This window comes from Pseudoflavonifractor sp. MCC625, assembly GCF_018784545.1.
GTDB lineage: Bacteria > Bacillota > Clostridia > Oscillospirales > Oscillospiraceae > Pseudoflavonifractor_A > Pseudoflavonifractor_A gallinarum.
Genome location: NZ_WQOJ01000023.1, coordinates 1 through 16,243, shown reverse-complemented (window position 1 = coordinate 16,243; position 16,243 = coordinate 1). Strand labels below are relative to the sequence as shown.

21 protein-coding genes and 1 pseudogene are annotated in these 16,243 nt (G+C 51.4%); 8 read left to right on the top strand and 14 right to left on the bottom strand.

Annotation, left to right across the window (positions count from 1 at the left end; all coding sequences use genetic code 11):
- Positions 1-53 precede the first annotated feature (53 nt).
- The 10 genes from GPK94_RS06330 to GPK94_RS06295 all read right to left on the bottom strand — a co-directional run bounded on the left by GPK94_RS06330 (position 54) and on the right by GPK94_RS06295 (position 7,468).
- A complete protein-coding gene (locus GPK94_RS06330; RefSeq protein WP_215655367.1) occupies positions 54-578 on the bottom strand; it encodes a hypothetical protein in 525 nt (174 codons plus the stop codon).
- 23 nt (positions 579-601) lie between these two features.
- Positions 602-2,083, bottom strand: a complete 1,482-nt coding sequence (locus GPK94_RS06325; protein WP_215655139.1) for a phospholipase D-like domain-containing protein — start codon at positions 2,081-2,083, stop codon at positions 602-604.
- 189 nt (positions 2,084-2,272) lie between these two features.
- A complete protein-coding gene (locus GPK94_RS06320) occupies positions 2,273-2,542 on the bottom strand; it encodes a hypothetical protein (RefSeq protein ID WP_215655137.1) in 270 nt (89 codons plus the stop codon).
- Between the two features lie 49 nt (positions 2,543-2,591).
- Positions 2,592-2,726 carry a hypothetical protein gene (locus GPK94_RS16265; RefSeq protein WP_256447317.1) on the bottom strand — a complete coding sequence of 45 codons (135 nt, stop codon included), beginning with the start codon at positions 2,724-2,726 and terminating at the stop codon, positions 2,592-2,594.
- A gap of 124 nt (positions 2,727-2,850) precedes the next feature.
- The gene (locus GPK94_RS06315) at positions 2,851-3,378 is read right to left on the bottom strand and encodes a hypothetical protein (RefSeq protein WP_215655135.1); all 528 of its coding nucleotides are present in this window, start codon (positions 3,376-3,378) and stop codon (positions 2,851-2,853) included.
- Positions 3,375-4,466: a HAMP domain-containing sensor histidine kinase gene (locus GPK94_RS06310; RefSeq protein ID WP_215655133.1), complete on the bottom strand. Its 1,092-nt coding sequence runs from the start codon at positions 4,464-4,466 to the stop codon at positions 3,375-3,377. Before GPK94_RS06310 ends, GPK94_RS06315 begins: the two co-directional genes overlap by 4 nt.
- Positions 4,463-5,134 (bottom strand): response regulator transcription factor, encoded by a 672-nt coding sequence (locus GPK94_RS06305; protein ID WP_215655131.1) that lies wholly within the window; start codon positions 5,132-5,134, stop codon positions 4,463-4,465. Before GPK94_RS06305 ends, GPK94_RS06310 begins: the two co-directional genes overlap by 4 nt.
- Before the next feature lie 283 nt (positions 5,135-5,417).
- A complete protein-coding gene (locus GPK94_RS06300; RefSeq protein ID WP_215655129.1) occupies positions 5,418-6,059 on the bottom strand; it encodes a hypothetical protein in 642 nt (213 codons plus the stop codon).
- A 57-nt stretch (positions 6,060-6,116) separates the two neighbouring features.
- Positions 6,117-6,251, bottom strand: coding sequence for a hypothetical protein (locus GPK94_RS16260; protein ID WP_256447316.1), 135 nt, complete (start codon positions 6,249-6,251; stop codon positions 6,117-6,119).
- Positions 6,248-7,468: a DUF6076 domain-containing protein gene (locus GPK94_RS06295; RefSeq protein ID WP_215655127.1), complete on the bottom strand. Its 1,221-nt coding sequence runs from the start codon at positions 7,466-7,468 to the stop codon at positions 6,248-6,250. Before GPK94_RS06295 ends, GPK94_RS16260 begins: the two co-directional genes overlap by 4 nt.
- Positions 7,469-7,618: 150 nt before the next feature.
- Here GPK94_RS06295 and GPK94_RS06290 point away from each other — a divergent pair, with 150 nt between their 5' ends.
- The 7 genes and pseudogenes from GPK94_RS06290 to GPK94_RS06260 all read left to right on the top strand — a co-directional run.
- Positions 7,619-7,828: a helix-turn-helix domain-containing protein gene (locus GPK94_RS06290; protein WP_215655125.1), complete on the top strand. Its 210-nt coding sequence runs from the start codon at positions 7,619-7,621 to the stop codon at positions 7,826-7,828.
- Positions 7,825-8,241, top strand: coding sequence for a helix-turn-helix domain-containing protein (locus tag GPK94_RS06285; RefSeq protein ID WP_215655123.1), 417 nt, complete (start codon positions 7,825-7,827; stop codon positions 8,239-8,241). The genes GPK94_RS06290 and GPK94_RS06285 overlap by 4 nt, the downstream gene beginning before the upstream one ends.
- Before the next feature lie 306 nt (positions 8,242-8,547).
- A complete protein-coding gene (locus GPK94_RS06280) occupies positions 8,548-8,958 on the top strand; it encodes a hypothetical protein (protein WP_215655122.1) in 411 nt (136 codons plus the stop codon).
- Entirely contained in the window at positions 8,955-10,736 is a 1,782-nt protein-coding gene (mobP3, locus tag GPK94_RS06275) for a MobP3 family relaxase (protein ID WP_215655120.1), read from the top strand. Before GPK94_RS06280 ends, mobP3 begins: the two co-directional genes overlap by 4 nt.
- 137 nt (positions 10,737-10,873) lie before the next feature.
- The gene (locus GPK94_RS06270) at positions 10,874-11,179 is read left to right on the top strand and encodes a hypothetical protein (protein WP_215655118.1); all 306 of its coding nucleotides are present in this window, start codon (positions 10,874-10,876) and stop codon (positions 11,177-11,179) included.
- Positions 11,180-11,183: 4 nt separating this feature from the next.
- Complete coding sequence (locus GPK94_RS06265) at positions 11,184-12,341, top strand: site-specific integrase (protein ID WP_215655114.1); 1,158 nt, start codon at positions 11,184-11,186, stop codon at positions 12,339-12,341.
- Between the two features lie 4 nt (positions 12,342-12,345).
- A pseudogene (locus GPK94_RS06260) lies at positions 12,346-13,428 on the top strand (site-specific integrase); the annotation flags it as partial.
- Positions 13,429-13,498: 70 nt separating this feature from the next.
- Here the strand turns inward: GPK94_RS06260 and GPK94_RS16415 are convergent.
- From GPK94_RS16415 to GPK94_RS06250, 4 genes are all read right to left on the bottom strand, one after another.
- Positions 13,499-13,690 carry a hypothetical protein gene (locus tag GPK94_RS16415; RefSeq protein WP_346728001.1) on the bottom strand — a complete coding sequence of 64 codons (192 nt, stop codon included), beginning with the start codon at positions 13,688-13,690 and terminating at the stop codon, positions 13,499-13,501.
- Between the two features lie 109 nt (positions 13,691-13,799).
- A complete protein-coding gene (locus GPK94_RS16410) occupies positions 13,800-14,042 on the bottom strand; it encodes a 4Fe-4S binding protein (protein WP_346727998.1) in 243 nt (80 codons plus the stop codon).
- A gap of 219 nt (positions 14,043-14,261) precedes the next feature.
- Positions 14,262-14,561 (bottom strand): hypothetical protein, encoded by a 300-nt coding sequence (locus GPK94_RS16405; protein WP_346727997.1) that lies wholly within the window; start codon positions 14,559-14,561, stop codon positions 14,262-14,264.
- Positions 14,562-14,583: 22 nt separating this feature from the next.
- Positions 14,584-15,585 (bottom strand): NADP-dependent oxidoreductase, encoded by a 1,002-nt coding sequence (locus GPK94_RS06250; RefSeq protein ID WP_215655106.1) that lies wholly within the window; start codon positions 15,583-15,585, stop codon positions 14,584-14,586.
- Between the two features lie 187 nt (positions 15,586-15,772).
- Here GPK94_RS06250 and GPK94_RS06245 point away from each other — a divergent pair, with 187 nt between their 5' ends.
- Positions 15,773-16,189, top strand: a complete 417-nt coding sequence (locus GPK94_RS06245; RefSeq protein WP_215655104.1) for an Rrf2 family transcriptional regulator — start codon at positions 15,773-15,775, stop codon at positions 16,187-16,189.
- Positions 16,190-16,243: the final 54 nt, after the last annotated feature.

Below are 16,243 nucleotides of genomic sequence, written 5' to 3'. Positions count from 1 at the left end.
CCTAACATAGGATTGTAATATAATCAACCTAAATGGCTGATTCCTGGATGAGATTAGATTCCTGTGTGATTCAACAGGGCATTTGCCTTTTCGCAAACAGTGTAGATCTCCTCATACTTCTGATCGATCAACGGGGTGATTTCCTTGGTCTTAGCTCTCACAATGGAACGGTACAGAAAGTAGGGAGCTATCCACCCGAGGAAGGCCGGAATTGCCAGCAGAATACACGCCACAATATGCTCAGATGTGACTGCAAATACGGCCCCGGCCATAAATGCGGTTCCAATCACGCCAATCGCATAGGCAACCGCCGATGCCTTGATATATTTCTGTGTTTCCAGAGCCGTGATCTCGGACACACAGGCATCAAAGTTGCGCTGAAGCCTGGTCAGTTCTACTTTGTTGAGGATTTTCCGATCCCGCCGGAACTTCATGGCGATGGAATCCACTTTTCCGATCTGCTCGCCGGTTCCCTCCAACTCCCAGCCGAAATTTTCATAGCTGTCCGCATACAGGTGCGCCATATTTCGTTTTACCGTCACATCCAGGTATTCATACCCAACGAACGGTCGTTTCATTTGCTCCACGATGATCCTCCCCCTTATTGCTCCGTCAATTCACCGGACAGATGCAGAACCTCGTCGGCGTATTCTTCTTTGCGCTTTTCGGTAACCAGCTTGTAGGCCGGATAGGACAAAAGGGTAAAGATCATGCCGGGAATACTCATGGCAAGGCCTTTTTTGAGATCGCTCCCCACCGAAGAACTGTCATTTACCATGATTTTCGCCATACCGGCACCCATAATCAGCGAACCCACAAGGCCCAAACCACCTGCGACCATCTTTCCGGGAAACTTGACCCGGCGGTCCAGCTCTCGAAGCTGCTCCATTTTGTTTTCCTCATGCGGAATATACTGACGGCGGATCTGCTCCGCTTGTTTTTGCTCTTGCTCCGTCACTTTATTCACATAGCGAACCGCCTGGGAAACTATATTTTGAATGACACACTTTCCAACCCGGTACTGATAGATCGGGCTGGGGCCATCCCCGAAGGGAACCATATACCCGGATTCCTCGAAAGTTGGACTTTTGGGGAAATGCTTGCTTGAAATCTCCGGTGCTTTTCGTGAATTCATCCCATAGTCAATCAAAAATAGCTTGGTCAGCTCTTTGACGGCCTCTCCCTCCAACCGGATACCGATGTCCTTCCAATGTCCGAACTTTACGACCTGGTTGATATATTCGTCTGCCAGATTTACACCGCCCGTGTAACCGACCTTCCCGTCGATGACCATAATTTTTCGGTGGCTTCGGTTGTTGAACTCACTATCGGCATTTCCTCTTACAATTGAAAAGGGGACGGCTTCGATCCCATAGCTGCCAAGTGTCCGGAAGTAATCACCGGGCAGGGTATTGATACAACCAATATCGTCATATACGACCTTAACCTCCAGCCCCTGCGCGGCCTTTTCTTTCAAAATTTCCAGAATGGAATTCCAGAACACCCCTTCCTCGATGATAAAATACTCCAGAAAGATGAAGCGCTCCGCTTGCCGCAAATCCTTCAGCATGGCCTGATGCATACATTCACCCAATGGAAAGTAAGTCTGCCTGGTGTCAGTAAATAAATGAGATTCTGCGATCTTGCACAGAAATTTGGCTTGATTGTGGGCGGTAGGGTTTTCAGCAGCAAGCTGTTCAAATACAGCAGAATCATCCATGTGATAGGAGTCTTTCTTCATGTTATCCATACGCCGGACAAACTTCTTTTTCAAGGTTCGGGAATAGAACAGGAAATACAGCATAAACCCCGCGACGGGAACCACCAGCATCAGGAGCAACCAAGGAATCTTGTAATCCGGGTTGTCGTTGGAGGCAATGATCTGCACCACGCACCCGATCTGTGTTGCCCACACCAGAATGGAAAAGTAAGGTACATAATGATCCAGCAGGTAGACGATGCCGATCACCATCACGGTCTCCAGTACAAGCAGAAGAAACGCAAGGTAGTAGCGAACCGGAATAAAGTGATGTTTCTTTTTCGGACTTGCTTGACTGTAAATATATTTTTCCATCGCTTTCATACCCCTTGCTCCTTACCAAACTATTTCTTGTATTGTACGGGCGGTATGTTTACCAATTGCTTTTGTTTTGTTTCTGTTATATTAAAAACAGCGAAGCTGACGCATTTCTATACGCCAGCTTCGCTGTTGTTGAAATGGTAATGTGGAGTAGGAAACGCTCTGCCGGAGACCGCTTTATCTTGCATCCAATTACTCTTCGGTGTGTTCAGTGTCCGCCGAGCTGCCGTCCTCCGACTTCTCCAGGAAGGCATCCACAAAAGCGTCTTCCACCTTCTTGTAGCCGCCGACAACGGAGTCCTCCACCTTTTTGTAGGCACCGGTGACTTTCTCGGCCATGCCGCCAGTTTTCATGCTGCCGTCCTCTTCCAGGAAAGTGCCTACAAACTTTTCTTCGACGTTCTTATAGGCACCGATCACCTTCTCACCGATTTTTCCGGGTTTCATTTTGTACTCACTCATACGATAACCTCCATATTTGAATCTATATTGACTATATTGATGCTTTATCTTACAGCAGGGATGTGACACAGGACCACATACTCTGAAATACCATACCGATAAACGGAAGTACCAGTGTCCAAATCAGGACGCCGCCAGCCAGAACGCCGAGAAGGCCTCCGACTGCCAATGCAGCTTTCTTCATTACGATTCCTCCTTTCCCGTTGGTGTGCCTTTATTATAGGGGCGATTTGTTTATCGACTGCTTCAATTTTGTTTGTGAAATATTAAAAAGCTGGTGGCGTCTAAAAACACCACCAGCTTTAAGTTCACAGTAGAGAATGTCCTTTTTCACACAACTGGTAAATTTCGTCGTACTTAGCTTCGATAAAAGGCTGAACCTTGCGGCTTTGCTTCTGAAGTTTGTAGCGGTAAATAAACACAGGAAGTATCCAACCAGCAAACGCCGGAATGGCCAGCAAAATCATCAGAACATAGTGCGGCGGTTCGCTTGTGACTGCAAAAACAGAACCCGCCATAAAAACCGTTCCAATAACCCCTACAATCATAGCCCACACGGTTGCAGTCTGCTTTTTGGAACGCTCCATCTGCTGAATCTCCTGCATACACGATTCAAAATTCCGCTGCAAGCGTGTCAGTTCCATTTTATTGATGATCTTTCGATTCCGCTTCAGGTGAATTGTTGTTATTCCTCCGCTATGATCCGTTGGACGGTTTTCGTCCGGTATCCATCCAAAGTTTTCATAGCAATCTAAAAATAAAGAAGCGTCCTTACTCGGAACCGATATTTCTTTATATTCATAACCGATATATGTATTTTCAGGCCCTTGATTCATGTTTGCAGCTCCTCATTGGGAATAGATACCGGGAGCTTCACAGTAAAGGTGCTGCCGTTCCCAGGGACGCTCGTCACGGCAATGGTGCCATCGGACAGTTCCAGAATTCTCTGCACCAGGGCAAGTCCAAGTCCATTGCCCTCAGTAGCATGAGAGGTATCCCCCTGATAAAATTTATCAAAGATTTTCTTCATGGTTTTTTCATCCATGCCACAGCCGGTATCGGATACAACAACGGTAATCTCATTGGCTTCCGAAGTTTGTGCCAGCTTGACTCGGCCCCCGTCCGGGGTGAATTTCAGTGCATTGGATAAGAGATTGGTCCATACGATTTCTAACAATCCCTCGTCAGCGCAGATCATGACACGATCCTCAATCTCTGCTTCAAATTCGATATGCTTTTTCTCCCATGTATCCTCAAACTGCAATGCACACATACAGAGCTGATTGCAGACATCATATACCTGCGGGAGCGGCTTGATTACCTGCTTTTCCAGCTTGTTGAGTTTGAGCATATTGGTAATCAAATTGGACAGCCGTTTGGTTGCCTGGAGAATCGTTGCGGTACATTCCTGACGCTGTTCTTCCGTCAACTGCTTTTTCTGCAATAGTTCTGCATTGTTTTGGATAACAGCCAGCGGAGTTTTGATCTCATGGGATACATTGGAGAAAAAATCAGTTTTCAGCGTCTCAATGCTGCCCAGTTCCTCCACCATCTTATTGAAGTCCATAAACAGAACATCCAGGTGCGTAGTCTTATCCATAGGATGCTTTGGGGGAAGGTAAACGGAAAAATCGCCAGAGGCCACCTTGCGTGCTGCTTCGGAAAATTCTTCAATGGGCTTTTGATAATGTCGTTTGATGGTCCAGCTGGTAATCAGCGTCGAGCAAACCGATGCTAGCACCCAGAACACAATGACCGCAATACTGTTTTTGACTGGTAAGTTTTTGTAATCAATCGCCTGCCCGATCATGAACATCTGCATGGTTGTCAGCAAAGCAAACATGAAAAAGAACAAGACAAATGTTGAAAGCGGGAAAAGCCCTTTTTTTACGCGCTTATCGGAGAATTTGCTGACGGCTTTCATAACAGCACCGCCTTGTAACCAAGTCCACGAACGGTTTTGATTTCAAACCCATTGCAGCTGGAAAATTTGTCTCTCAACTTCGTGATATATACATCCACAGCCCGCAGGCTGGTTTCCGATTCAACTCCCCAAAATTCGTCCATCAACTGCGCTCTGGAGAAGGTCTTGTTAGGGTAAGACAGCAGTTTATAGAGAATGTTAAACTCTCTTGTAGTCACCGGAACATCTTCCCCGGCCACAGTCGCAGATACTGCATCCGCGTCCAGTGTCAAATTTCCTACGGTCAGTTTGCGTTCCATTTCGATATTGGCCCGCCGCAGTAGCGCCCGAATCCGCAGCAGCAGCTCGTCCAGCTCAATAGGCTTCACCATGTAATCGTCAATGCCCAGCAGAAATCCCTTTTGCTTGGACGGCAGATCGTCTTTGGCCGACATAAACAGAATCGGAATTGTCTTATTTACCCTCCGCACCGTCTCTGCAAATTCAAAGCCATCCACTTCCGGCATCATAATATCGGATACGATTACATCGTACAAATGGTTATAGAGTTCGTCGTATGCAGCATTGGCAGACAGACAGCCTTTGGCAGAAAATCCACTGTCATTAAGATAGGTGCAGACCGTCTGATTCAGTTTTGCGTCATCTTCCAGAACAAGAATATGAACCATATATCCCCCTCGCTTTCAAATCTGTTTTTGGTTATTATATAATATGCTTTCACTGTTAAGCAATCTTGGAGAAATATAAAGATATAATTATTGTAGCCATTTTATATTTCCTTATTGTTTGTAAATTGTTTGAGAATTGTTAATGCGGTATGACAGCACAGTCGAGGCGGGGCACCTCAAAATACCCCTCCTCGACTGTATAATATATTTTAGTACGCTGTTAATAAAAACGGAACTGTTGCTATAATTCTATCCAACATGCAAGGTATGGCAGCAACTTAACCTATCTCGGTGTCGCCTGCCCCATCATCCGTCTGGCCCTACGGAGTTTCCAGGCAAAGGTATCCAGGCACCGATCCCGCAGCCGTTTCACCGCCTGATCTTTGGATTTTTCCACACCGGACTCTTTCATGCGGTTTCGCATAGCGATCTCCCTCAGTTCTGACTTGTGGTAGCCGTACACACCGAAACACCGACCCAAGATGTCCTGCTCTTTCTTGGAAAGTCGCAAAAACTCTTCTCGCAGGCATTCCATAGTCACCATGCGGATCACCGCATCTTCTGCAGATCCAGACAGTCGGCTTACAGCAAGCCGTTCAAAAATATCTCCGTCATCTTCCGGGTTCTGCAGGTCATAGACGGAGAAGAAATGTGTGGGATAAGCAATCGCTCTGAGCACTGCACGCAAAGAAAGTCCAAGTGACGCACAAATCTCACGGGGTTCATTTCCTTCCTGATAATAAAGGCGTTGTGCCTTTCGTACCAATCCCATACTGTCACGATCCAGAGAAAGTGTTCCCATGCTGCATTCCAGATGCCGCCGCATGGCTCCGTCCAGAAACGGAGTGATGTAAGTGGTGAAACGGCCTTTCTCCGAATCATAGCCACCGGTCCGAACGCACTCAACCAGCACCAGTTTCCCCACGCTCTCCAGTTCGGAGAGCGTTTCTTTTGCGTAATCGCTCAGGCCGCCGTATTTGGTTTACCGCAGGCAATGATACTGTCGGGCAATCAATCGGGCACGATCTTTGACAAGGCCCGTGTTCATCAGGCACAGTTTGGCCAGAGCCGCCTCATCACCATTAGCGATCCGTTCCAACAGATCCTCGTTGGTCATGTGCCGTCACCGTCCTTCTCCTTTGGGGGACGGCCTCTGGGCTTGGCCTGGCGAGCCACTCTACAAAGAGGATAAAGATGCCGGGAGGATATGGAGGTCTCGAAATCCTCATTAGAAATGTCAGGGTTACTCAGTGCGTCAAATAGCCTATCACGCACGGCATCCTTCAGCCGCCGCATTTTTTCCTCCGTAATGACTCCTCGCTGATAGTCCTTACGGATGCGGTTAAAAGCGGTGATCTTAGCCTTGATTTTCGGCACATCACGCGCCAACTCTTTTTGGATTTCGTAACTGCCATACTGTCTGCAGGTGAAGCGTTCATCCAACGGGCAGCGTCCCTCACAGTAGAGGGCATGGACACCGCTGCGAACCAGAAAGTATTTCTTGCAGACAATGCAGCGGCGGATATTATGTCCGGCATTCAGCGCTGTCATGAAGTCGGCCTTCAGCAGCATCTGCAAACTGTTCGTTGTGTGCTCCTGCGCGATGGCGAAGGTTCCGTCGGGCAGTTCCCTGGGCAGATAACTCACCACGCAGGGATCGTACTTCTGATAGAAGGGGCGCTCAAGGCTGGTGGGGTTCACAATCAACTTCTCCACCAGACGCTCGTCATTATAAAACTGATACAGTGCGGCGGCGTACTCCTCCGGGGAGTTCCGTTTCAATTTGGAGAGAAGAAAGTTGATGAAGTTATGGATGGTGGGATTGAACACGATGACATCATCAATATATCGCCGGTAGCGGGCCATCTGCAGTTTGTAGTACCGCCACTTGTCCTCCCGGCCTCCATCTACTATGAGGAGAAAAGGTGGCGTCCAGCCTTCTTCTTTCTGCTGGTACATGTCAAGCCACCGGTCCTTGGAGCATTCTTGCTCGTCCATTTCCTCGTCGGTAAAAAAGGAATAACTCTCCGTGTACTGTTGGGTTTCATTGAGAAACTGGTCATCCTCTTTCAAAAGGATTTGAAATACCCGATACCGCATCAACTTACTGCGCAGCTCGATAAGCTGGTTGTTCAGCTCCCACCACACGCCTCGATCCAATGTGTCCTCATACTGCTCAGCTAAATCTTTCATGCGGTCTAAAATACGCTGGATGGGGCGATAGTCCTCGGGAGTAAAGTTCAAAATGTCCGCAGTCAGTTCACCGGCCGGAAATAGTTCGCCGCCGTATTCCACAGTACTGCCGTGGGTATAGAATACGATCTCTCCATACATGCAAACTCCGCCCCCTCTCAAAATTGTCCCACCTGAAAAATAAATGGTCACACCTTTTTCTCAGTCTATCAAAATCTCCGACACAATACAAGCAGAAGGACATCAGTACCGCCGCTGATGTCCTTACTTTTTTGTAAAGGAGAATCTAAAATGAAAGAATCTGTCTACAAAAGTTACGACGAACTGCCGCTGTTTCTCAATTCGGAATTGGTGGCGAAGGTACTGGGCGTATCACCGTCCAGTGGGTATGAACTGATGCACGAACCGGACTTCCCGGTACTGCGTGTGGGCAGCCGCATGGTGGTGCCTAAAGAAAGATTTATTCAGTGGGTGGAGGAGCATACGGGAGGTGCAGGATGAAGTACATGGGAAACTTTTTCTCTCTGCCAAATGAGATCTTCCTCCTGGGACTGAGTCCCGGTGAGCTGTCAGTGTACTGCTATCTACGCCGGTGCGAGAACCAGAAGACGCACCAGTGCTGGCCCAGCTACAAGACCATCGGGGAGGCAGTCGGTATGTGCGCAAATACCGTGAGCCGGTATGTGAAAAAGCTGGAGGAGCATGGGCTCATTGTAGTGGAGCCCACTAAGGTCACAACAAAGGCTGGTGTGACGCGCAACGGGACCTTGCAGTTTACTCTGCTGCCGCCTCAGAATGTGATTGCCCGACACTACGAGGAAAAACTGGCGGAGTTGGAAGTGGCAACAGAACGGCGGCGGGTGCAAAAGCACTTGGAGAAGCAAACCGAAAAAAGCCCGTGTTCCCCAGCGTAAGGCGCTGTGTGTCCTCCTTCGGGGCTGGGCAGTGTCCCTGCCCCGCCAGGGGCTTTCGAGGCGGAATTGGGCCGCTGTCGGCCCGGATGAGAGAGCAAGGCGAGGACGAAAGAAAAAGCAGGAGAAACTGCCGGGGTCATGTGCCCCACGGCAGAGGCACAACTGCCCGCAGTGCGGGCAGTTTCGGGGGATGGACGAGGGCGTTCCAAAAACAAAAATTTCCTCATTAGGGGGTTCTCCCGGCACAAAATCCACGAATCACAAGAAAATTCAGGGCGTTCCTACGAAAAAAGGAGGTTTCAAAGCATGGTTATCGGGAAAGAGAAATTTGCCCTCTGGATCACGCCGGAGGCTAAAAAAGAAGTGGAAGCTCACTACAAACAGGACAACTGCAAAAGCCAGAGCGAGTACATTGAGAAGGCTGTCCGATTCTATTCCGGCTACCTGGACACGAAACACGCGGAAGAGTATCTGCCTCGTGTCCTCTCAGATGTGCTGGAGGGAAAGCTGGGTGCCTTCGGAAAACGCATGGGGCATCTGCTCTTCAAGCAGGCAGTGGACCAGGATCTGATGGCGAATCTGCTTGCCAGCGATATCAATGCAGACCTGGATACGCTGCAAAAACTTCGGGTGCGCTGCGTGAAAAATGTGAAAGAGACCAACGGGGAAATTGATTTCCAGGATGCGTTTCGGTTTCAGAAGAGGATTGAGGAATGAAGGGTCTCATTCAAAAGTCCGGCTACATCAAGCCGGGAAGCGGCGGCGGACACTACGCTGAGTACATCGCCACCCGAGATGGTGTGGAACTGATGGAACCCATGGCAGGCGGTGGTTACCTGGAGTACATTGCGGAGCGGCCCCGATCTCACGGGCTGTTCTCCGCAGACGGTGCTGCTGATCTGGAGCAAACCATGGAGGAGATCAACGCACACGCCGGTCCGGTGTGGACCTTCATCTACTCGCTGAAACGGGAGGATGCCGCACGGCTGGGCTACGAAAACGGTGAGAGCTGGCGCAGATTGCTGCTGGCCCATCAGGCAGAACTGGCAGCGGCGATGAAAATTCCGCCCAGCAGCTTTCATTGGTGCGCCGCCTTCCACGATGAAAAGCACCACCCACACATCCACATGATGGCCTGGTCTGCCGATCCCAAGCAGGGCTATCTGACCGAGAAAGGCATCGAGCAGATGCGCTCCCAGCTGTCCAACGATATCTTCCAGGACGAGCTGTTGTCCCTCTATCAGGAGAAGGATCTGTCATACCAAGAGATACGGGACGCAGCTATGGGTCGTCTCATTCGGGAGATGAAGTCCGGACTCTGCGACAGTCCTATCATCGCTGGGCAGATGGAAACGCTGGCCGAAATGTTATCTGAGGTCAAAGGTAAAAAGATGTACGGCTACCTCAAAAAGCCAGTAAAGGCGCAGGTGGATGCCATCGTGGATGAGCTGGCCAGGCTCCCAGAGGTGGCGGAGTGCTATGAACAATGGAACCGAATGCGGGATGAGTTGGAGCGGTACTACAAAGACACGCCAAGAGAACACAAACCATTGTCCCAGCAACCGGAATTCAAGGCCATCAAGAACATGGTCATCCGGGAGGCGGAGGAACTGCGCTTGGGTACCTTCACCTTCGAAGATACGGCCATGAAAGATGAGGTGGACGAGGACCAGGCGGAGGTATATTACGCCTGGTCCTCCCGCTGGCAGATGGCCGAGGCCTACCAGAACGCGAAAGAAATCCTCTCGGTATATGAAAACACAGAAGCGGAAAAGGCGGAGCAGGTTCGGATGCTGGAACAGCTCTGGGATGTCGGCTTCACCGTGGCAGCTCACCTGTTGGGCAAATGCTGGCGGGATGGTATGGGTGTGCTGCCGGACGACGAACAGGCGGAGCTGTGGTTCCGCCGTGCCGCCGAAGCCGGCCATGACTTCTCACAGTACGCCCTTGGTAAACTGCTGCAAAGTCAAAAGCGGATGGAGGAAGCGGTGTCCTGGTATGAGAAAGCAGCGGTGCAGGGCAACACCTGGGCCGCCTACCGGCTGGGGAAACTGTATCTGGAGGGAAAGAATGTCCCAAAGGATACGGCCAAGGCGGTAGAGTATCTGAGCGATGCCGCTCAGGAGGGCAACCAGTATGCGCAGTACACCCTGGGCAAGCTGTACCTCACCGGCCAGGATGTGGCTCAAGATCGGGAGCAGGCGTACCGCTGGTTCTGGGCGTCCGCATCACAGGGAAACGAGTACGCCCAGTTCTTCCTGGATCACTTCAATGACAACCGCAGTCCCAATGTGCTCCTCTCTGTCACCAAACTGCTCCATCACATGGGCCGGATATTTCAGGATAACTCCATTCCGCCCTGCCCGCCGGGCAGTCAGAGAGCGGATCGCAAACTGCGCCAGAAGATCCGTCAGAAGAAGATCGCCATGGGCCACAAGCCGGATGACCATGAGGAGGAGCAGAACATGGATGGCATGACCATGGGCGGGATGTGATGCGCCCTTCTAAACTTGCGCCGCATAAACAAAAATAAGCGCCGGGCAATTGATAACAAATTGATAACTCGCTGGGATTGGGATGGCTATTGACAAAACCTTGTGGTATGTTGTGTCGCTGACAGGAGGTGGTACACATGAACGATTACATGAGAGCCCTGCACCAGCGATTTTACCGGGAACCAGACTTCAGTGAGTTGGAAGAGGACATCGAGAACACCCGCCAGGAGGTCCGAGACTTCTTAGATAAGATGCAGCGCCGCAGGCTCATGCACTTGGTGGATACTCAGAATCTGCTGCGGGAGGAGACTTCCCTGGCCAGCTTTATGGCTGGATTCAAACTGGCCTGGGGACTGAGCAAAGAACTGGAGGTGGATGGTCTGTATTCCTTCGATGAGGAGGAGACAGAGCGTGTCTGCCGTCAAATAGGAAAGGAGGGGTGAGTATATGGGAAAGCGCAGACCATCTGGGGACGGCATGGTCCGCAAGCGGGAGGATGGCCGCTGGGAAGGGCGCATCGTCGTCGGTCACAAGGAAAGCGGTGAGCCCATCTTCCGCTATCTATCCGCCAAAACTCAAAAGGAACTGTTGAAAAAGCTCCATCAGAACATTGAGGAATATCGGGATGTGGATCTGAGCGAGAACAGCAAAATGCCCCTGGGCCAGTGGCTGGATCGCTGGCTGGAGGAGTACGCTGCCCCCTCGGTGCGACCCTCTACAATGGAGGGTTACCGGGGATATGTCGAGCGAAATATCAAGCCTTACCTGGGAGACAAGCCGGTGGGGAAGGTTACCCGAGAGGATGTCCAGAAGCTGTACCGGGAACTCCAGAAAAACGGGCGGAAGGAACTCCACCCGGAGTACGGATACCAGTTGTCCGGCGCGACCATCCGCCGCATCCACGGGGTATTCCACCAGGCCATGGACGCGGCGGTGCGGGAAAACCTTATCGCCCGAAACCCAACTGAGGGCATCACCCTGCCCAAGAAGAAAACGGCCCCGAAGCAGATTCTTAATGACGCTCAGCTGGAGCAATTCATGGATGTGATCCGGGCGGACAGCACCTGGCACGACTTCTTCTATACTGAGCTGACCACCGGATTGCGGCAGGGTGAGATCTGCGGCCTTATGTGGAGTGACTTCGACGAGGCACATGGGACCCTCTCCGTCCGCAGGACGCTCCATGTCCAGAAAGGTGGCAGGTTGGTTGCCGGCGAGACTAAGACAGGCACAGGCAAGCGGACCATCACCTTGCCGCCCAGCACGGCGGGGCTTCTGGCTCAGAGGAAGAAACACTCCTGCTCCCAGTGGATCTTCCCAAATCCGCTCCGGCCGGAGCAGCCCGCCAGTCCCGGCACCGCCTACAATCACTTAAAAACGCTGCTGAAACGGGCAGGGCTGCCCAGCATCCGCTTTCACGATCTCCGTCACACCTTCGCCACCCACGCTCTGGCCAGCGGAGTGGATGCCAAGACCCTATCGGGAATCCTGGGCCACACTCAGGCGTCGTTTACCCTGGATACTTATACCCATGTGACGGGCGATATGCAGAAGCGGGCCAGTGAGATCGTGGGTGGCTTCATGGAAAATATCATGGTGAGGTGATAGAATGGCGGGCAAGAGAAAGAAGGGCGAAGGCACTGTTCGCCTACGCAAGGACGGCCGCTGGGAGGGTCGTGTGGTGGTGGGCTACGATGAGGCGGGCAACCCTAAGACAAAAAATGTGCTGGCCAAAACGAAGAAAGAATGTATCGTAAAACTGGAGGCCCTGAAAAGTACCTGCCAGGTGGTGCGCCCTGTCCAGGTGCGGTCCGATATGCTTGTACGTGACTGGCTGGACTACTGGTACCAGAATTACTCCAAACCCAGGCTCCGGCAGACAACCCAGCTCAGTTATGAGGGGTGGATCTACAATCATCTGATCCCGGGCTTGGGAGACATCCCACTGAACCAACTGACTCAGGCGGAGCTCCAGCAGTTTTTCCGGCGCATGAAGGAGAGCGGGCGGAAGGCCAATGTGGAGCGACGAGGCCCTGGTATGGCGGACCGCTCGGTGCACAGCTGCCACGCCGTCTGTCAGATGGCGCTGGACAAGGCGGTGGAGGAAAAGCTGATTCACTCCAACCCAGCGGTGGGCTGTAAGCTTCCGCCTTTGAAGGGCAAGGAGATGAAAATCCTGACTCAAGAGGAGATCCAGCGCTTTCTCATCCAGGCCAAGGCAGAGGGGATGTACGAGCCCTTCCTGCTGGAGCTGACCACCGGGATGCGCCGGGGCGAGCTGTTGGCCCTCCGATGGGACGACCTGGACTTCGCCACCGGGAAACTGCGTATCGACAAGCAGGTCTATCCGGTGGGCGGCAAACTGATCATCAGCGAACCCAAGACCAAGGCGGCCAACCGCACCATCATCCTGCCGCCCGCCATGGTGGAGCTGCTGGCAGAGTACAAAAAAGGCGTCTTCTCTGAGCTAATGTTCCCGTCAAGAACCAAGCCGGAACAGCCCATCGACCCCGGCTATGTCCGAAAGCGGCTCCAAGTGATTTTGGAGCGTGCAGGGTGTAAGCGGGTAAGATTTCACGACTTGCGGCACACATTTGCCACGCTGTCATTGGAGAATGGGATGGATGTAAAGACCCTCTCCACCATCATCGGTCATGTCTCCTCGGCGACCACGCTGAACACCTATACCCATATCACCGATGAGATGCGGCGAAAAGCGGCGCTGAACATCGACCAGGGTATCGCCAAGGCAGAAGTGGACCTCATGCCGGAACAGACAGATGAACCCCAAAAGCAGGACTTTGTGCCAGTAGAGCCGCCATATACTGTTTGCGAAAAGCGTATTCCATGTAGAATTGATAGTTGCGTCCTCTTTGGCCTGCAGCAAAAGATGCCAAGTTGGCGCTGCCCGCTGAGATGCCGATTCCCAAATCAAAGTGAATATCGTGATCCATACAATAATCGAATACGCCGACGGCATAGATCCCTCTCAGCCCGCCGCCTACATCTATCACGCCTATTTTCATACTATGTTCTCACTTCCAAAGTGGGTTGCTCCCGATATCAAAGGAACAGCTCGCATTCTTTACGCTCAGAGCATACCTTTTTCAGCATCAGACTGGCTGCCGAGAGCATGACAGGATTTACCTTGCGAGCGCCCTGCGGGCATACAGCGATGCAGCGCATACAGGAGATGCATGCCTTTTCGTCCACCTTTTTTGGATCTTCCTTGCTGATGGCCTGTACGGGACATTCTGCCGCGCACACACCACACCGGGTACAATCCTTGGTGGGCTTGGGTACCATACCGGCTCTTCCGGCTTTTTTGTAGGGACGGTTGCCGGGAAGGGCGGGTTCCGAAGAGGCTCCGGTGGAAAGTTTATTCTGAATCTGCTGGGCAAAGGCGGCAAACTGCTTTGCATCCTGTACATCAGGCCGTCCAGCAGCAAACTGCCGGGCAATGGAGTGCTCCGCTACCGCAGCTATGGCGGCAATTACCTGAAAACCAGCCTGCTTGGCGGTGTCCTACAGCTCTACCAGCGTGTCCTCATAGGCGCGGTTGCCATAGACGCAGACCAGAACGGCACGAGCGCCGTTGCCGTGTACCATACCCAGTCGCTCTGCCACCACAGCGGGAACACGGCCACCGTAGGACGGCACGGAAATGACCGCTACATCCTCTTTTGTCAGTGAAACGGTACGAAAATCCTGCTTGCTGTCGGTTAGGTCAACGGTGGTTACATCTCCCTCCAGTGCGCCGGTGAAACAGTCGGCCACCTGTTTTGTTCCGCCCGTAGGACTGAACACGATGTTATAAAGTTTCATGTGTAATTCCTCCTTGTGTGAGTTAAAGTTGGATGATCACTTTGCCGTTGAGCGGTCCCTTGGCCACAAGCTGCAGCGCGTCCTTGACCTGATCCAGAGAAAAAATATGGGGATCTACGGCAGGCTTGACCTGCTGCTGTTCCACGATTTCTGTGATTTTCCGGAGCTGCGCGCCGTCGGAACGGACAAATACAAACCGGTATTCCTTGCCCTGTTTTTTAGCGGCCTTGTCATATTTGCTGCCTGCCAGAGAAAAGAGCAGTTTTTTCAAGCCAGAAAACTGCTTGCGCTGGGCAAATGCTTTGTTGGGGCCGGTTCGCAGGCTCACCAGCCGCCCACCCTTTTTCAGCACCGCCAGTTCGTGTTCAAACTCGTCAGGACCTAAAGTGTCAATCACATGGTCCACATCGGACAATATTTCCCAATAGTTTTCGGTTTTGTAGTCGAGATACCGGTCAACTCCCGTGGCGAGAAACTGCTCTTTTGCCCGGGCGTTGCCGGTCACAACTACGCGCAGTCCCAGGGCCTTAGCGATAGGAACCGCCATCTGACCAAAACTGCCCGAACCACCGGGAATCAGAAGCGTTTGCCCGGGCGTTGCCTCCAATTCCTCCGTGATGGCTTGATAGGCGGTCAAGCCGGTCAGAGGGATGGCTGCGGCAGTGGCAAAATCGTATCCTTTGGGCATTTTGGCAATCTCTTTTTGATCCACAGCTACATATTCCGCAAAGGCACCGATTTTGTTGATGGGAAGGCGAGTATAGACTCGGTCTCCCTTTTGAAATTCTCTGACCTTGCTGCCGGTTTGCTCTACAATACCGGAGCACTCATTACCCAAAGTCAGGGGCATCGGATAGTCCTGAATCAACTTGACACTGCCTGTCAGAATCAGAAGTTCCACCGGATTGACTGCTGCCGCCTTTACTTGAATCAGCACTTCGGAATCTGAAATTTGGGGTTTCGGGATATCGTTCAGGGTTGTATTGATATTTTTGGAGTAGTTTTTGATCTGGACTGCTTTCATGGAAGACCTCTTTTTGCATAGAAACAGTTTTTATGGAATCTCACTTGCTTTTTTTCACAAGAACCGATAAAATAATAGATGTAAATAATGAAATTACATCTCCTCCAGTTTAGCACCTGATAGATGTAAAGTCAATAGTTACATCAAGTTATAGCGTGTTTATCTTTGAAAGGATATAGAGGTATCTATGCAGATCAGTATAAAATGTTCTGTTGCGGTTCACTGCCTGATTTTCATTCATGAAGCGAAAGGGATTGCCAAGGTGACCAGCAATCTTCTGGCCCAAAGTACGGGGAGCAATCCTGTGGTCATCCGCAACATTCTCAGCGCTTTGAAAAAGGCGGGGCTTATTACCGTGCCCCGTGGAACCGGCGGTGCGGAGCTGTGCGCCGACCCATCCCAGATTACCCTGTACCAGATCTATTCTGCACTGGAGCCGGAGGGTGTGACCTCCATCATTGGGATTCATCCCTGTGAGGGGAGAAGCTGCCCAGTGGCCCAAAACATCCGTAAGGTATTGCAGATACCGTACAGAAAAATCGAGGACGCAGTCCAGAAAACCATGGAAAGCATTACGCTGGAGACCGCAGAAAATTCTGTGTAATCGACGTTCCTCGACAGTATGAAAATCTTCGACTGAGTCAAGAATGAGATCAAA

Coding starts and splice junctions, on each gene's coding strand:
- GPK94_RS06330 (WP_215655367.1), bottom strand. CDS start 578: ATGAAACGACCGTTCGTTGGGTATGAATACCTGGATGTGACGGTAAAA.
- GPK94_RS06325 (WP_215655139.1), bottom strand. CDS start 2,083: ATGAAAGCGATGGAAAAATATATTTACAGTCAAGCAAGTCCGAAAAAG.
- GPK94_RS06320 (WP_215655137.1), bottom strand. CDS start 2,542: ATGAGTGAGTACAAAATGAAACCCGGAAAAATCGGTGAGAAGGTGATC.
- GPK94_RS16265 (WP_256447317.1), bottom strand. CDS start 2,726: ATGAAGAAAGCTGCATTGGCAGTCGGAGGCCTTCTCGGCGTTCTGGCT.
- GPK94_RS06315 (WP_215655135.1), bottom strand. CDS start 3,378: ATGAATCAAGGGCCTGAAAATACATATATCGGTTATGAATATAAAGAA.
- GPK94_RS06310 (WP_215655133.1), bottom strand. CDS start 4,466: ATGAAAGCCGTCAGCAAATTCTCCGATAAGCGCGTAAAAAAAGGGCTT.
- GPK94_RS06305 (WP_215655131.1), bottom strand. CDS start 5,134: ATGGTTCATATTCTTGTTCTGGAAGATGACGCAAAACTGAATCAGACG.
- GPK94_RS16260 (WP_256447316.1), bottom strand. CDS start 6,251: ATGACCAACGAGGATCTGTTGGAACGGATCGCTAATGGTGATGAGGCG.
- GPK94_RS06295 (WP_215655127.1), bottom strand. CDS start 7,468: ATGTATGGAGAGATCGTATTCTATACCCACGGCAGTACTGTGGAATAC.
- GPK94_RS06290 (WP_215655125.1), top strand. CDS start 7,619: ATGAAAGAATCTGTCTACAAAAGTTACGACGAACTGCCGCTGTTTCTC.
- GPK94_RS06285 (WP_215655123.1), top strand. CDS start 7,825: ATGAAGTACATGGGAAACTTTTTCTCTCTGCCAAATGAGATCTTCCTC.
- GPK94_RS06280 (WP_215655122.1), top strand. CDS start 8,548: ATGGTTATCGGGAAAGAGAAATTTGCCCTCTGGATCACGCCGGAGGCT.
- mobP3 (WP_215655120.1), top strand. CDS start 8,955: ATGAAGGGTCTCATTCAAAAGTCCGGCTACATCAAGCCGGGAAGCGGC.
- GPK94_RS06270 (WP_215655118.1), top strand. CDS start 10,874: ATGAACGATTACATGAGAGCCCTGCACCAGCGATTTTACCGGGAACCA.
- GPK94_RS06265 (WP_215655114.1), top strand. CDS start 11,184: ATGGGAAAGCGCAGACCATCTGGGGACGGCATGGTCCGCAAGCGGGAG.
- GPK94_RS16415 (WP_346728001.1), bottom strand. CDS start 13,690: ATGGATCACGATATTCACTTTGATTTGGGAATCGGCATCTCAGCGGGC.
- GPK94_RS16410 (WP_346727998.1), bottom strand. CDS start 14,042: ATGGTACCCAAGCCCACCAAGGATTGTACCCGGTGTGGTGTGTGCGCG.
- GPK94_RS16405 (WP_346727997.1), bottom strand. CDS start 14,561: ATGAAACTTTATAACATCGTGTTCAGTCCTACGGGCGGAACAAAACAG.
- GPK94_RS06250 (WP_215655106.1), bottom strand. CDS start 15,585: ATGAAAGCAGTCCAGATCAAAAACTACTCCAAAAATATCAATACAACC.
- GPK94_RS06245 (WP_215655104.1), top strand. CDS start 15,773: ATGCAGATCAGTATAAAATGTTCTGTTGCGGTTCACTGCCTGATTTTC.